The 15507-nt window shown below is 46.8% G+C and carries 12 protein-coding genes; 6 read left to right on the forward strand and 6 right to left on the reverse strand.

Going from position 1 to position 15507, the window contains the following annotated elements; translation table 11 throughout:
• Window positions 1–15: 15 nt before the first annotated feature.
• Window positions 16–567: a DUF2239 family protein gene (locus ACQY6I_RS24025; protein ID WP_428244190.1), complete on the reverse strand. Its 552-nt coding sequence runs from the start codon at window positions 565–567 to the stop codon at window positions 16–18.
• Window positions 568–797: 230 nt separating this feature from the next.
• Window positions 798–1274 carry an Lrp/AsnC family transcriptional regulator gene (locus ACQY6I_RS24030; RefSeq protein WP_428244191.1) on the reverse strand — a complete coding sequence of 159 codons (477 nt, stop codon included), beginning with the start codon at window positions 1272–1274 and terminating at the stop codon, window positions 798–800.
• Between the two features lie 70 nt (window positions 1275–1344).
• Here ACQY6I_RS24030 and ACQY6I_RS24035 point away from each other — a divergent pair, with 70 nt between their 5' ends.
• Both ACQY6I_RS24035 and ACQY6I_RS24040 read left to right on the forward strand, forming a co-directional pair.
• On the forward strand, window positions 1345–2427 hold the full coding sequence (locus ACQY6I_RS24035) for a PLP-dependent cysteine synthase family protein (RefSeq protein WP_428244192.1): 1083 nt from the start codon (window positions 1345–1347) through the stop codon (window positions 2425–2427).
• Window positions 2428–2691: 264 nt separating this feature from the next.
• Window positions 2692–3486: a DODA-type extradiol aromatic ring-opening family dioxygenase gene (locus ACQY6I_RS24040; protein ID WP_428244193.1), complete on the forward strand. Its 795-nt coding sequence runs from the start codon at window positions 2692–2694 to the stop codon at window positions 3484–3486.
• Window positions 3487–3492: 6 nt separating this feature from the next.
• On the opposite strand, the gene ACQY6I_RS24045 is transcribed toward ACQY6I_RS24040, so the two are convergent.
• Window positions 3493–3972, reverse strand: a complete 480-nt coding sequence (locus ACQY6I_RS24045; RefSeq protein WP_428244194.1) for a hypothetical protein — start codon at window positions 3970–3972, stop codon at window positions 3493–3495.
• A gap of 363 nt (window positions 3973–4335) precedes the next feature.
• Here ACQY6I_RS24045 and ACQY6I_RS24050 point away from each other — a divergent pair, with 363 nt between their 5' ends.
• On the forward strand, window positions 4336–6507 hold the full coding sequence (locus ACQY6I_RS24050; RefSeq protein WP_428244195.1) for a DUF5011 domain-containing protein: 2172 nt from the start codon (window positions 4336–4338) through the stop codon (window positions 6505–6507).
• 59 nt (window positions 6508–6566) lie between these two features.
• Window positions 6567–8696, forward strand: a complete 2130-nt coding sequence (locus tag ACQY6I_RS24055) for a DUF5011 domain-containing protein (RefSeq protein ID WP_428244196.1) — start codon at window positions 6567–6569, stop codon at window positions 8694–8696.
• 23 nt (window positions 8697–8719) lie between these two features.
• Here ACQY6I_RS24055 and ACQY6I_RS24060 read toward each other — a convergent pair whose 3' ends face one another.
• Entirely contained in the window at window positions 8720–9583 is an 864-nt protein-coding gene (locus ACQY6I_RS24060; protein ID WP_428244197.1) for a LysR family transcriptional regulator, read from the reverse strand.
• A gap of 104 nt (window positions 9584–9687) precedes the next feature.
• On the opposite strand from ACQY6I_RS24060, the gene ACQY6I_RS24065 reads away from it, so the two are divergent.
• Entirely contained in the window at window positions 9688–10422 is a 735-nt protein-coding gene (locus ACQY6I_RS24065; RefSeq protein ID WP_428244198.1) for a TSUP family transporter, read from the forward strand.
• Between the two features lie 30 nt (window positions 10423–10452).
• Here the strand turns inward: ACQY6I_RS24065 and ACQY6I_RS24070 are convergent, their stop codons facing one another.
• Together ACQY6I_RS24070 and cysK are read right to left on the reverse strand one after the other, a co-directional pair.
• Window positions 10453–12273, reverse strand: coding sequence for an alkaline phosphatase D family protein (locus tag ACQY6I_RS24070; protein ID WP_428244200.1), 1821 nt, complete (start codon window positions 12271–12273; stop codon window positions 10453–10455).
• 227 nt (window positions 12274–12500) lie between these two features.
• A complete protein-coding gene (gene cysK, locus ACQY6I_RS24075; protein ID WP_428244201.1) occupies window positions 12501–13415 on the reverse strand; it encodes a cysteine synthase A in 915 nt (304 codons plus the stop codon).
• 479 nt (window positions 13416–13894) lie between these two features.
• On the opposite strand from cysK, the gene gtfA reads away from it, so the two are divergent.
• The gene (gene gtfA, locus ACQY6I_RS24080; RefSeq protein ID WP_428244202.1) at window positions 13895–15358 is read left to right on the forward strand and encodes a sucrose phosphorylase; all 1464 of its coding nucleotides are present in this window, start codon (window positions 13895–13897) and stop codon (window positions 15356–15358) included.
• Window positions 15359–15507 lie beyond the last annotated feature (149 nt).

The following is a 15507-nucleotide window of genomic DNA, read 5'->3' on the forward strand; positions in this document are numbered from 1 at the left end:
TCCTCAAAATGGAAATCAGTGGTCGTTCGATACACCGAGTTCATCAAATTTATTCAACGCGAATGTGCGAATATCTTCAGGCCAATCGCACATATTTTGTTCAAACTCCTGACGATTATTTCGATACAGTGCTCGAATGACTTCCTCAAAAGCGGGAAAGTCACCCGCCGTCAGAGACAGAAAACGATATAGCCTCTCCTGACGCTCTTTCATCTGTTGTTCCGGCGGGGCCTGTTTGATAGCAGCTTCCACCAGTTTTCGCAGCGTGACAGATGCGCCCCCTGACTGTCGGGCCAACCATTCCCAGTGCCTTGGCAGCAGCGTAACTTCTTTGGGCTCAACACCTAGTTTTGGCCTGCCTCTTTGCGTGGTCTTTGACAGATTAAGCCTGTTGAGAACGTCTATTGCCTCACCTCTCCAGTCAAGCTCTTTACGCTGACAACTTTCAGTCTCCAGCAATAACGGCTCAATTAGCGGATTATGTTGCTTGACCGCTTCGACGACAGTTTCTAACGAACCTTGGGCAATCAGTCGATTTTGATAAAAAGCAGAGTAATGTGTCTTCATGACAGTCACCTTTATTTGTAGGTGCAGAGATTATTACCCGGATAAAAATATTAAGCAATATTACCCGGATAAAAATAATGATCAGACCGATCAGAGGAAATTAAATCTTTTGCATCATTTCACATAAATATAAAAATAATTTTCTATTTTTAATAAAAATAAGATAATTATTTTTTAACTTAGCGCCAATACAAGCATCAAAATAGCAAATTAATACTCCGAAAAAACCCTCATAATAGCCCATAGTAATTCAGTGGAATGGTCGTTGTGGCTTTCATTTCCTCCATAGAAAACATGGAAGAAACCTCCTGAAAACTGACCTCAGCAATGAGTTGCTTATAGACCTTGTCATAAGCGGCGATGTCAGGCAGCACCAGGTGAAGCAGATAGTCAACACTACCACTGAGACGATACATGCTGAGAATCTCTGGAATCTGCTGAACGGTATTGCGAAATTTTTCCAGCCATTCAATGGAATGATCGTGGGTCTTTATAGCAACAAATACAGTAACCCCAACATTCAGTTTGTTGTGATCCAATAGCGCTACCCGGTTGCGAATATATCCCTCCCGCTCCAGGCGCTGAATCCGGCGCCAGCAGGGAGTGATGGACAGATTAACCTGGGGGGCAATTTCCGCGACTGGCAGAGCCGCATTTTGTTGCAATACAGACAGGATACTTAAATCAGTTTTATCGAGCTTTTCCATAATTTCGCAAAAATATTTTGAAATGAAAGCGAACTATAAACTTTTTTTGCAAATGAGGTAGTGCCAGAACATGACGTTTATACATCCTTCCACGGAGTCCCGTCAGCAACGCCAATGGGTGCTCAACGCCATCGCCATGCTGGAACAGGAGGAGCAAAATACACCGGCGACACCGCTGCGGAAACTATCTCTGCCATCCCTACCCGGAATTACCCTGTATTTGAAAGATGAATCAACCCTACCCAGCGGTAGTCTCAAACACCGACTGGCACGTTCTTTATTACTTTACGGTCTGTGCAATGGTTATATTCATTCAGATACGCCGTTGGTGGAAGCTTCATCCGGATCTACAGCAGTCTCCATCGCTTATTTTGCCCGTCAGCTACAACTGCCGTTCACTGCGGTCATAACTCATTCGACCTCGGCAGCCAAGATTCAGGCCATCCAGGATTTTGGCGGTCATTGTCATATGGTGGAACATGCCCACCAAGTGTACGAAGTAGCACAACAAATAGCGGATCAGCAGAACGGTTATTATCTCGATCAATTCACCAATGCAGAACGAGCCACCAACTGGCGGGCTAACAACCTGCCTGAAGAGATTTTCCAGCAGCTGAATGACCTTGGTGAGGCACATCCTGATTATCTGGTCATGAGCGCCGGAACCGGCGGAACTGCGACGACAATGGGACGTCATTTACGTTATCACGGCATGACGACGCAGCTGTGTGTCGCTGACCCGGAAAACTCGGTTTTTTACGACAGTTACGTCAGTGGAAATCGTACATTAACGGCACTGTATAGCTCTCGAATAGAAGGCATTGGCCGGCCAAAGGTAGAGCCTTCTTTTATTGCGGCTGTCATTGACCGCATGATCAAGGTTGCGGACGTCAATTCTATCGGTGCCATGAACACCTTGTCAGACCTGCTGGACTTCAAAGTCGGTGCCTCCACCGGTACCAATTTTTATGCCTGCCTATTACTGGCCAGAGAAATGTTGGACGCAGGACAATCCGGTATAATCGTCAGCATCATTTGCGATCATGGTAACCGGTATCTTGACAGCTACTACGACGAAAGCTGGGTTTCAGAACATTTTCCGGAAGCCGGAGCAGCTTATCAGTTACTGAAATCCGGGCTGATGAACGGATAGTGATTTTTAGGGAACCATCTGAAAAATGGCCTATTTTCGCGCAGGACGTTGTCAGCCCCGTCTCACATCCTCATTTACGCCACCATTGCCTGCGAGCTGCGCCTCGCAGTGAACATCTCGAGGTGCTTTCTTAATATAGGTGTTATTCAAGACACTACACTGGCCGTTATCGGATTTGAATAAGACGTTGTAATACTCTGAATATCCGTGCAGACCGAATCGCATTACACTGCTTCGCAATTACAGCAGTAATGGAGAACAGCCATGTCACGGTTACCTACCTACTTTATCTCCCACGGCGGCGGACCTTGGCCCTGGGTTCCTGAAATGCGACAGACGATGCCCCTACTGGAGCAATCACTGGTCGATATTCCAAAACAGTTACCGGAAAAACCCAAAGCGATTCTGGTCATTTCGGGTCACTGGGAAGCCCCAGCATTCAGCGTTATGAGCAATGCTCAGCCACCAATGATTTACGATTACTACGGGTTTCCGGATTACACCTATCAGATCCAATATCAGGCACCTGGAGCCCCAGCATTTGCTAACCGGGTTCATCAACAGCTTAAAGATGCGGGTATAAATGCGGTTATGGATGCTAGTCAGGGCTTTGATCATGGGACCTTCGCCCCCTTGTACATCATGTACCCAAAAGCAGATATGCCCATATTTCAATTATCCCTGAAATCAGGTTACAACGTGGAAGAGCATCTGGCAGTCGGCCGCGCATTACAGGGGCTACGCGATGAAGGGTTGCTGATCATTGGCAGCGGCCTGAGCTACCATAATCTTCGCCTGCGAGGGCCTGCAGCGCGCGGTCCTTCAAGCCAGTTCGACGATTGGCTGCGGGAAACACTGGAGCTGAGCGGCGAGGCCAGGTCTGATCGTCTGCGGCACTGGTCAGAGGCACCTTCGGCACGCATCAGCCACCCCCGCGAAGATCACTTGGTTCCACTGATGGTTGCTGTCGGTGCTGCAGAACAGGACGCAGTCACCCGAGTCTACTTTGACCAAAATGCCTTGGGCGGGGCCGTAGCCTCCAGTTATCGATTTGGTTAAGTTTATTTACTCCACATGGGCGGTAAGCTGCAAAAAGCCGCCCAATGCGAACAGCAAAAATGAACAAGCCACGATTATGCCGACGGGATAGTACAAATTACCGGCCAGATCCAATTGGCTGTATTTGATAATCATGATCAACGCTTCCAATACCAACGCGATGCAAACCGTTCCTACAAACCGGGTAATGGTTCGGCGGGTGTTCTGGAAAATCGTTTCCCCTTTTTTAACCGTTGAATACTCTTTGCCAACACCCACTCCCAATTCATACATGGCCAGAGAAATAACCAGTGTATTAATGGTTCTGATAATCAGCGTTACAATATCTGCGAAGTCTGTCAGTAAACCATGGACGAAATTGTAAATGGAAACCACCATGAGCGTCAGGGCAATAAGGTGAAATACCAATGAAAACATGTATGCCAGGCTGCGCTTGTAGTGAGAAAATACGGTAAGGCTTCTTCGTACATTTAAAGACAACTTCATTCTTATTTCCTGTTTCATTCATATATGCATAACCTTAGAATGCACACACTGAATTTTTGCCTGCTTCTATTTCAGTCAACTAAAGCTTTGCAGAAAAACGTGCGCCAGTTAACATTTTTGTCAGTTAACACCTGCGCTGGTTAGCATCACAAAATAAATTGATAGCCGTCTATTAAGGGTTCATTTTATAAATTGAAAGAAATATTGGGAAAAGTTCATATTTCCTTAATACCGAATGCAGTATATAAATTTTTACATTATACGATGACGTATTCTAATACTATCTACAGACAGGAGTCGTAGCCTCAGGAACCTCTGAATAACGGCGGTATCATTCAGAGCATGTTCTGCCAGGAGAATTGCATGCCACAGGAAATAGCTTGTCTTAGTGTTAAAACAGTATGGATATTATCCGCTGTGATGATTCTCAATGCCTGTACAATCAGTGATGAAAGCACCAATACTGTTCAAGATATTGGACATCCGACTCCCAACAATAGTTCAGCACCAAGTATCACTCTGAATGGCAGCAGCAACTTACAAATAGCTGTTGGAGACGACTTCGAAGACCCTGGCGCGACGGCTTACGATAACCAGGATGGTGACCTGACAGGCTTTATAGACACCAGGTCTGAGGTGATCAACACTGTTCCGGGACACTACGACATCCGCTATTCTGTCACCGACTCCAGTGAAAATACCGTGTCTGTTTCCCGCACGATTACCGTAGCTGAAGAGGGTGATAACTACTATGTAGACTGGATTAAAGATTTTAATCTGCCCACTCAGGACAGCGATGGCTGGTCAATTCTGTCCCCTTCCAAAGATTCACGTATCATTTATGTCAGCAGCGATGGGGATGACAGAACAGCTACAATTTATACTTCAGACGATTCCGCCATTGGCGAAAATGCGTTCAATCCAACTGGCGCAGTTAAGCCCTATGCCACCATCGAGGCAGCGTTAGATCAAATGCGACCCGGTAACCCTGACTACGTTTTGCTTAAACGTGGAGATACCTGGTCCAACCCAGAAATAAATATCGACGTTTATGGCCGCTCAGCGGAAGAAAAAGCCGTTTTTGGTGCGTATGGTAACCTGACTGACAATCGCCCATTGATCACAAACTCTGGAGTAAAACTTAATAAAAGTGGTTATCTGGCTATTCTCGGAATTCATTTTCAGGCCAGTAAGCGTAACCCCAGTTCAAGTGATTTTGCTGGCTTCAATAATGTCGATGGCACCAAAGGTATTAATGCCACCCTATATAATGATTATGGCGGTTTTCTGATTGAAGACTGCTGGTTTGAGTGGTTCGATAATAACGTTATTCAATCGTTTGCATTTGATAAGAATGATAATTTTTTGACTATTAAAGATATTATTGTGCGACGTAATATCTTTAATAATAACTATTCTACAGTTGCCCATTCTCAAGGGTTGTATTCAGCCTATACCTCCATGTTGCTGGAAGAAAACATCTTCGACCACAATGGCTGGTATAAACAGACGGAAAAGGATGCTCCAAAAGAGAAGCAGAAAGAAGAGGGAAAAGCCACGATGTTCAATCACAACACGTACTTCCCGGAGGCGCACGGCACTATCTTTCGTAACAATGTTTTTTTAAGAGCTTCGAGTATTGGTAATAAGTTCACTTCCAATTCTGAAGACTCAGAAGGCAGCAATAGTATTAGAGCCAGCAACATCCTGGTTGATAATAATTTTTATGCGGAAGGAGAAATTGGTATCAGCTTGGGAGGAAATAAAGATCAGGATGATGGACCACGCTGGGAAAATATACTCATCGTCAATAATGTCCTTACCGCGATTGGCCGGACATTTCCAACTCAACGAAGTTTGGGCTGGGGCATCGGCATCAGTGATTGGAAGAATGGCCTGGTACAGGGTAATCTCATGTTTAACTGGGGTCAGGATGATAATAAAACTGGTGACTATAAAAACGTCTATGCCATTGACAGCAAAGGCCATGTGACCAATACCATCATTGATCACAATATTGCCTATGGGCTTGTCACCGGTACAGGCGTCATTAGAGTTTCTGATCAGGGTTCAAGAGAGTTTGTCGCTCAGGCCAGCAACTATATTACCTTTACCAATAACGAAGTCACTTTGCTTCATGATTCCGGTGGTTATATTATGGCCTACGATATACACCCAAAAGCACAGAACTTTGCGAATAACGATTTTTATTTCGATAGCAACAATGCTTATTGGTTTCGTGCGACTGATAAGTACATCTGGCCAGAGCTGAAAAATACCCGGGATGTTGATTTCGCTGGTTATCAACGTATTACTGGGGACAACTCATCTGTTCAGAGCCCGCACTTCTATCGAGCTCCCAATCGGACGATCGCCAACTACCTGAAAGATAAGAATTTTAACGCTATTGCCGATAGCACTACCGAAATAAACATTTTAGCCGATCTCCTGAGAACACAGAAAAGGGGAAAGTGGCACAAAGAGTTAATGGCGGGTGCGATCAATAACTATTTCCGGGAAGGATTTTCCAATTAAGACTCGCTCCACGTGCAATTTCATGGAACCATAAACAACAGACGTTATGAGAAAGAAATATGAACTTTATTAAACCCAAATATTTCCTGACAGTGTTTTGCTGTACTCTGTTGGCCGCATGCACCATCGAAGGTGATTCCACTAACCCCAACAGTTCCTTTATTGTTGCCCCAAGCGATCAAGGACCAGAGATTCGACTGAACGGCATTAAAAATATGCAGCTGCTAGCGGGTAGCGACTTTGTTGACCCCGGAGCCACAGCTCAGGATGCCCAGGATGGTAATCTGACGTCCAGTATTTCTGTTGATTCGAATCTTAATATTTCTGCTGCTGGCAAATACACCATTACCTATACAGTCGTTGATTCTGATGGGCACGAAGCAACCATAACACGCACCATTATCGTAACTGCTGAATTTGACGATAATTATCGTGTCAGCTGGGAAAGCAACTTTAAACTCCCTAAACAGGATGCGGATGGCTGGTCAATCTTAACGCCTTCGTCCGACTCACGGCTGATCTATATTTCAACCACGAGTGGTGACGACAATACTGCGAAGACCTACGCACCCAAGGATAGTGAAATCGGTGGTGACTATCGCAACCCTGCTGGTACGGTTTTAGCGTATAAGACAATGGAAGCCGCTTTCAAACAATTAAGAGCCGGGAAACCAGACTACCTGCTATTTAAGCGCGGAGACACCTTTACTAAAACCCCGGGCTTCGATCTTGCCCTTAAAGCCGGTCGCTCAGCCTCCGAACGACAGGTTTTCACCAGTTATGGCCCGGCAACAGAAAGGCCTGTCATCGATACCGGTATAGGCTGGGGACTAAACTTCAATAATGCTCCCTATTCAGCTGCTGTCGGATTATATGTCGTGGCCAGTGGGCGTAATCCGGACCAGGACGGTGATGGTAAGGAAGACAGCAACTTTGACTGGCATTCTATGGGTCAGGCACTGGGTTTTCGCGGTTTGGATATCGTCGGCCATGTGCTGATTGAAGACTGCTGGTTCGACTGGTTTTCGAGCAACTATTTCCAGTCAACCGATGATAATTCTGAGGTTATAGACATCATTTTCAGACGAAACCTGATAACCAACAATTATGCAGCGGTACCTGGGCAGCATCCGCAAGGTATGTACTCCGATAATGTTTCATCGTTAATTGAAGAAAACATTTTTGACCACAACGGCTGGTATAAACGAGGAACTGGGAGTGATGACAGTGAAGGTCAGGCAACTTACTACAACCACAACATTTATTTTGTAGAACCCAGGAACACTATTGTCAGAAATAATTTATTTTTACGTTCATCCAGTATCGGTACCAAGTTTACCTCCAACACAACATCCGGAGTTAACCAGATCAAAGCCTGGAACCTGCTGGTGGATAACAATCTCTATCTCGAAGGCGAAGTTGGTATTGGTCTGAGCGGTAATAAAGATCAGAACAACGGACCAAGATTTCAGGAAATCTACGTAACCAATAATGTTCTGATGAATATAGGCCGAACTCAACCGTCAAGGCGGGATCTTGGCTGGGGAATGGATCTGGCGGACTGGAAAGGTGGACTGGTCAGCGGCAACATATTTGCGCACTGGGGACAATTCGATACTCAAAACAACAATAACTATGCCTTGTATATGACCGGAGAAATGTCCAATACAGAGATCAGAGATAACACCATCTACGATATCTACAGCAGTCAGGTTCTGGTCAATTTCACCGGATATGACGAAATCCTATCCTTTGATTTTCACAATAATGATATCCAGGGAAAGAATGCTAAGGTTCAACGACCTGGCCGCCTGTTGCAATACTCTGTTAATAAAGGCATTGGTACTCTGGCCAATAACAACTATTACTCAGAAGTAGAGCAGACCAACTGGTTCTCAGGACAGGGCTCTGCTTACTTGAGTCTGGATGAGTACCGCCGCTATTCAGGCGACAAGACGTCTATGCCCCGGTCTATTGATTATCAAGACCCGAATCGCTCCATTTCCAGCTATTTATCCTCTCTTGGATACGCTTCAGGATTGAATGCAGATACAGAAATGGCAGCGTTAATCAAGTTGTTAATGGCACAACAAAAAGGTAATTGGGACACCAACATAAGTGCCGAGGCAATCAACAGTTATATTCGCAACGGTTTCTGTAACAAGAATAAGGCTAGCGAATGCCAGTAATACGATAGCCCTGTAAAGAGGCTCTAAAGTGTGCCAGCAAAATATTGGATTTGCATGACCACTTTACGAGCCTCACGCTGATTGAATGTCGATTTACGACACACCAGAAAACTCGGCCGGTACAGATGTTCGGGATCCGGCATCAGCGCAAAAGGCATGGCATTCAATGCTTTGGCCACTCCCAAAGGGACCAGCGCATGACCAAACCCGGATATCGCCAGCTGTGCCGCTGCAAAAGAAGACTCCACCTGCATCGACTGATGCAGGTTAAATTCTGCCAACAGTGGTTTTAACCATTCCCAAGTGTTGGATTTGCGCTCAATGCCAATAATGTCGATGGTTTTACCTGCCTCCCTTTCCTGCTTCAAAAGCGCAAGGTCTTTACTCTTGGCCAAGATGACCATTGGCTCCATATTGAGCAGCTCCACCACCAGCCCCGGTGTTTGCGGCAGTTTGCCAGCGCAAATACCCAACTGATAGTGACCGGACTGAATCTTATCGATCACTGTCGGCGTCCGGTGTGCGTGAATATCAAAAATCAGTCCTTCTATCTGTTCACTGACATTTTTCAGCAGATTCCCACCCCAGGAAGATAATATGGCCTCGGAAACACCGATGCTAAGACGCTGTTGTGAGGTCTGGCTTTGCTGCTGAATGATCAGATTCAAGTCCGCCACCAGAGGGCTGACTTTACTAATGAAGGCTGTTCCCTGCTCGGTAAACACTGCTTTTCGTCCTTGCTTGGTAATCAACTGAACGCCCAATTGCTGTTCCAGTAGCGCGATCCGCTTGCTGATAGCAGACTGGCTGATCCGCAATGCCAGCGCCGCGGCACTCATAGTCTGATGTTTGTCCAGGGCAATCAGTGCTTCAATATTGGCCAACACAAAACTTTCCTCTTTGGAATATATCGCTTTAATAATATTCGCTATTGTGGATTATTCCCAGGGTGCAGAATACCCCCCGTTCCTCGCACTTACGGAGTCATTCCATGTGGTTCATTGCCTTCTCAACGATTGCCCTGACGAGCTTATTGTCAGGAGTACTCGGGATGGGTGGCGGTATGATACTGATGGGCGTATTGGCCATCATCATGCCGCTATCCCAGGCAATGATCGTACATGGTCTGACACAGACAGTTGCGAACTTATCCAGGGCTTGGATTCATAGAAGGGAAATACACTGGTCTATCTTTCGCTGGTATTTGATGGGGAGTCAGATAACGCTGATCAGTTTTTTCTTCTTTGCACTAACGATATCCAAGCCCTGGTTTTTTATTGCCCTGGGGTCAGTTGCACTGATCAGTCAGATAATCCCCAAGCAACTCCGCATCGAAGTCAGCAAACCTCGCAACGCACTGCTGTGTGGTATTTTAGTGACAGCCAGTCAGCTACTGGTAGGGGTCGCCGGCTCCATTCTGGATCTGTTTTTTATCCGTTCCAAGCTCAGCCGCTATCAGGTGTTGGCAACAAAGGCGATCACTCAGACAGTTGGCCATATTTCCAAGCTGGTTTTCTGGTCCGGCATCGCTATCGGTCACCTGCAGACCGATTTCATTGCCTGGTGGGTATTACCGGTCATCATTATACTGGCCAGTGCCGGCAGTCACTATGGCGCAAAGATTCTGGCACGCATGAATGACGGTCAGTTTCGTACGATTACGTCAGCAGTATTGGCAATCATTGGCATCAGTTACCTGGTAAAAGGCAGCATTATGTTGTTCTGAACCGCCAGCACGGCGGTTCATTTAGAGTCCTCAGAGAACAACATCCTGAAGCTGATTCGGTTGTGTCGCTGTAACCTTAAACTGCTTCTGGCGCGCTGTCTGTAATTCAAATTCCCGGGTTTTGACAGACGAAACAAACTGCCAGTCGGCCACAATCTCATCATGATTAATGTCCAATAGCAGCCAACCGCGATCACCGGTATTCATATATTGAAGATCTTTTACCAAAGAAACGATACCCGCTTCAGTGGCGGCATAATTGCTCGCATCAATATTCAAATACACTTCCAGTCCGGGTGACGATACTGATGCAGTTGCCAGTTCCACACCGACCGCATCACCATTGGCATTGGTCAACTGGCTGGCCCAGGCATTATGAGTGTCTCCAGCCAGACTGACGAGTTTGACATTCAGGGTTTGGGCAATTGCCAGTAACCGCTCACGCTCAGCACCATAACCATCCCAGGCATCGAGGTTATAGGGGAGATTGGGTGCTTGTAGCAGAGCCATGACCTGATCTGTCAGGCGTGACTGATTCGCCTGCACATAAGCCATTTGCTCAGCCGTTAAGGAAGGATCTGAAGCCGCTGCCCGCTGGGCCAAAACTGCCAACTGTGCCAGCTCCGCATACTGAGATATCGACATCGCCTGTGTCACAATGGCATAAGGGAAATGCATGCGTGCCATCAGAATCTGCTGACCCAGAATCTGCCAGGTACATTTGGACGCAGACATCGCATTTTGTAACCAGTCCAGCTGAGTACTGCCAAGCAACTGCCGCTCTTCATTGTTAATAGCAGCAGATAATGCAGTGGTATTGATGCCCTGGGTGGCGGCATCGTAAAAGCCGGCCAGATCCAGCTGCTGATCTCTGGCCTCATGACGCGTATCCAGCATCAACAGGTTGGCCAGATCGCCCCAGACAAACTGACGATAAATGCTGGTGGGCTCCATTAATGAATCACTGCCAGCATTGACCGGACGGATCGGCAGCCACTCAAAGTAGGCTTGAAAAGCAGCGGCTCTGCGATCCATATAATCACCTTGTCCGGCTTGGTGATTTTCGGCACCGGCTTTCCAGGAATCATTGGCAACTTCGTGATCATCCCAGACCAGGATAAACGGCGTTTTCGCGTGTGCCAGCTGTAAATCCGCATCCGTCCGATACTGGGCATAACGGGTACGATAATCCTCCAGACTGACCAAGTCGCCAGCCGGCTGTGGAACGCGGCCCATCGTTTTGGCGTCATCAGTGGCATAACCATTGGCACCATATTCGTAAATATAGTCTCCCAGGTGTAACACCAGATCCAGGTCTTCGATCTTCGCCACCGATTGATAGACATGAAAATAACCGGCCGGGTAATTTGAACAGGACAACACCGCCATTCTCAACTGACTGGCAGACCCCGAAGGCAGCGTGCGGGTGTGTCCCTGTGTAGACTCATGACTGGCAGTACGGAACTGATAACGATAATGGGTATCAGCAGACAGTCCGCGGATATCCACTTTGACAGTAAAATCGTTCTCCAGCTTCGCTTCACCGCGCCCCTGAGCAACAACCTGGGTTGCATCGGCTTCTGCATAGATCTGCCATTCAACAACAACTGCCGTTGCTTTGGCACTCTCTGGGGTCACGCGAGTCCATAGAATCACACTGTCACTGAGTGGGTCCCCGGAAGCAACCCCATGTTCAAATGTTCCGCGTCCGAGTGGTTCAGCGGGTGCTGCCGGAGCCTTATCATTGTCATCATCCTCCGGCGCACAGCCGACAAATGCGTAAGTAACATAAATACTGCCAGCAGCGTGAGCACTGAGCTGTAAAAAACGACGTCGCGAAATAATAGGCATATCCATACATCTCTGTCAGAAGGAAAGTCCAGGGAGGTTAACAGGCAAAGATGACGATATTCTGAAATGATCCATTTGATTGCCCTGGCAAAGGTATGCACCAGACAACCGTTGTTAACGAGGGCTTAAAAAAGAATACGCACTAAAGATATAAAGAGAAAAGACTTTTGGGGCAGAGAAGACCAGTATGTCTGCTCTGCCTGTTCAGATATTGAAGATCAACAGAGTTATACAGACATGCTCAGATAGCGTTCACCTGTATCGCAGATCACCGTCACCACGGTTTTACCCGCTCCCAGTTTCTTGGCCACCCGCAACGCCGCTGCCACATTTGCCCCGGCGGAAATACCTCCGAAAATACCTTCCTCCTTGATCAATCGTTCACGCATCGCGAACGCATCCGCAGTATTCACCTTTTCGATACCATCAAGCAGCTCAACCGCGAGATTTGCAGGGATGAAACCGGCACCGATACCCTGGATTTTATGAGGACTGTGGGTGCCCCCTGAAATGACCGGTGATTCTTCCGGCTCAACAGCGATGGCCTGAAACGCACTGTTACGTGACTTGATCACTGACGCCACCCCACTGATGGTGCCTCCGGTACCCACGCCAGCAACAAACGCATCAATGTTACCGTCAGTCGCTTTCCATATTTCTTCGGCTGTGGTTTTTCGGTGAACTTCCGGATTGGCGGGGTTCTCAAACTGCTGTGGCATAAAAGCATCAGGATATTGTTCCAATAATTCTTTAGCCTTGTTAATCGCCCCCGTCATGGCTTCTTTTCCCGGCGTCAGAACAATCTCAGCACCATAGCTGGCGAGCAGCTGGCGGCGCTCCACCGACATGGTGTCCGGCATGGTCAGAATACATTTATATCCCCTGGCTGCCGCAACCAGCGCCAGCGCAATCCCAGTATTACCGGATGTTGGCTCAATAATTGTGCCACCAGGCTTAAGTTGTCCGGAAGCCTCCGCTGCGGTAATCATTGCCAACCCGATGCGGTCTTTTACCGAACCGCCTGGATTTCTGGATTCCAGTTTCACATAAACATCGGCACTACCGGCCTCAGGCAATCGTTGTAAACGAACCAAATCTGTATCACCGATCAGTGCGGTAATATCTGCTGCTTTAACAGTCATTATGTGTCTCCATTGAATACATCGTTTTGAGTCGAACCTTTATCTTACCTATGGGGCAACGGTTCGGATTCAACTGCCGCTTTTCTATCATGGTTTCATGAAACGCCGCTAATAGCCTTTCCTTCTTTACATATTCCGTTACCCACATCAACTCGCGGTCAGGCGAAAACACATCAAGTAGCAGCGTGGCAATTAACCTGAATCAACTTTTGACACAAAATTTCATGACTCATCAAAAATTGCTTGAAGCTTTTTTACTTAAACGTTTAAGATTGCCACCATATTCTTAGCATAAAAACAGTTATGAGCCGCACCACTGTCCGGCTCACCGATGATAGATCCAGCTCAAGCAGAGAAAATCAACCGGCTGAGAGGATCGGGCTTGGTATTGGCGTTGTTCCAATTGCAGGTCAATAATTACAACACCGTCAGCGAAACACAGTTTCTATAGACATCTTAGACAGGTACGGACAACCAATATGAAAAACCAGGTTCAGCTTATTACCTATATCGATCGTTTGGGCAAAGGTGATATCAGAACTTTAGAGAGAATATTGTCAGGTCCTCTCAAGGGCTTATTTGGGGGTATTCACATGCTCCCGTTTTTTACGCCTTTTGATGGTGCTGATGCCGGTTTCGACCCCAGCAATCATGCTCAGGTCGATCCCCGTCTCGGAGACTGGCAGGATATCAAGCGCCTGTCCGGTCAGGCAGATTTGATGGCAGACCTGATCGTCAACCACGTTTCCAGCGAGTCACCACAGTTCCAGGACGTCCTGGCCAAAGGTGAACAATCAAAGTTCAATAAACTGTTTTTGACCATGAACTCTGTCTTCCCCGATGGGGTGACAGAACAACAGATTTGCAGCATCTATCGCCCCCGGCCAAATCTGCCCTGGAGCATGATCAAATTGGCGGATGGCAGTACCCGGTTGTTCTGGACTACCTTCACCGCACAACAGATTGATATTGATGTTGAATCAGAGCAGGGCCAGCAATATCTGTTAAACATCCTGGATGAGTTTCATCAAGCCGGCATATCCACTATCCGTCTGGATGCAGCAGGTTATGCAATTAAACGCCCGGATACATCATGCTTCATGATACCGGAAACGTTTGATTTCATTGCTCAGCTGACCGAACAGGCCAGAGCCCGTAATATAGAAGTTCTGGTGGAAATACACAGTTATTATCAGACTCAGATTGAAATCGCCGCCAAGGTTGATCGGGTATACGATTTTGCCCTGCCGCCATTGATACTGCATACGCTTTTTAATAAGGATGCTGCACCGTTAATGCAGTGGTTTAACGTTTCCCCTCGGAACTGTATTACCGTTCTCGATACTCACGATGGTATCGGTGTAATCGACGTGGGTGCCGATAATGGCCGCCCCGGATTACTGGCACCACAACAGATTGATGATCTGGTCGAACAAATTCACCGTCATTCCAATAGCGAGAGTCGTCTTGCGACCGGTGCTGCCGCCTCCAATCTGGATCTTTATCAAGTTAACTGTAGCTTCTATGATGCCCTCGGTAAAAATGACCAGTTATACCTAATTGCCAGAGCAATCCAGTTTTTTGCACCAGGTATCCCACAGGTTTACTACCAGGGACTGCTGGCCGGCAAAAACGATATGGAATTGCTGGCAACGACTAAAGTCGGCAGGGATATCAATCGCCGTTATTTTTCCGAACAGGATATTGAAGCGCACATACAGCAACCCGTTGTTCAGAAATTGTTTGAACTGATCCGTATTCGTAATGAAGCGCCCGAGTTTAATGGTGTTTTCAGTTTTGAAAGTACAGCTAATCACGAATTTGTTCTAAGCTGGCAATTAGAGGATTCAACCATTTCACTGGCAGTGGATCTGAATCAGAATCAGGCAATCATTTTTACTGTAAAAAATGCCAAACCAAGCCGCGACATCTGGAAAATTTAAGACGGTTTGGGCGTTTTTAGAAACAGCTTGAATCATGGTTTTGTTTTAGACATTTTTTAATAACAAAAATTTAATGATTCATTGAAATACCGCCTTAAACGTTTAAGGTGTATTGCCTTAAAGCAATGACACGTAGTGTCATGGACATT

The sequence above is a fragment of the Gynuella sp. genome, assembly GCF_050297175.1.
Classification (GTDB): Bacteria; Pseudomonadota; Gammaproteobacteria; order Pseudomonadales; family Natronospirillaceae; genus Gynuella.

What these genes read in the sequence shown, in the direction of transcription:
- ACQY6I_RS24050 (WP_428244195.1), top strand. Translation starts at nt 4,336, where the DNA reads ATGCCACAGGAAATAGCTTGTCTTAGTGTTAAAACAGTATGGATATTA.
- ACQY6I_RS24040 (WP_428244193.1), top strand. Translation starts at nt 2,692, where the DNA reads ATGTCACGGTTACCTACCTACTTTATCTCCCACGGCGGCGGACCTTGG.
- ACQY6I_RS24035 (WP_428244192.1), top strand. Translation starts at nt 1,345, where the DNA reads ATGACGTTTATACATCCTTCCACGGAGTCCCGTCAGCAACGCCAATGG.
- ACQY6I_RS24065 (WP_428244198.1), top strand. Translation starts at nt 9,688, where the DNA reads ATGTGGTTCATTGCCTTCTCAACGATTGCCCTGACGAGCTTATTGTCA.
- ACQY6I_RS24055 (WP_428244196.1), top strand. Translation starts at nt 6,567, where the DNA reads ATGAACTTTATTAAACCCAAATATTTCCTGACAGTGTTTTGCTGTACT.
- ACQY6I_RS24030 (WP_428244191.1), bottom strand. Translation starts at nt 1,274, where the DNA reads ATGGAAAAGCTCGATAAAACTGATTTAAGTATCCTGTCTGTATTGCAA.
- ACQY6I_RS24045 (WP_428244194.1), bottom strand. Translation starts at nt 3,972, where the DNA reads ATGAAGTTGTCTTTAAATGTACGAAGAAGCCTTACCGTATTTTCTCAC.
- cysK (WP_428244201.1), bottom strand. Translation starts at nt 13,415, where the DNA reads ATGACTGTTAAAGCAGCAGATATTACCGCACTGATCGGTGATACAGAT.
- ACQY6I_RS24025 (WP_428244190.1), bottom strand. Translation starts at nt 567, where the DNA reads ATGAAGACACATTACTCTGCTTTTTATCAAAATCGACTGATTGCCCAA.
- gtfA (WP_428244202.1), top strand. Translation starts at nt 13,895, where the DNA reads ATGAAAAACCAGGTTCAGCTTATTACCTATATCGATCGTTTGGGCAAA.
- ACQY6I_RS24070 (WP_428244200.1), bottom strand. Translation starts at nt 12,273, where the DNA reads ATGCCTATTATTTCGCGACGTCGTTTTTTACAGCTCAGTGCTCACGCT.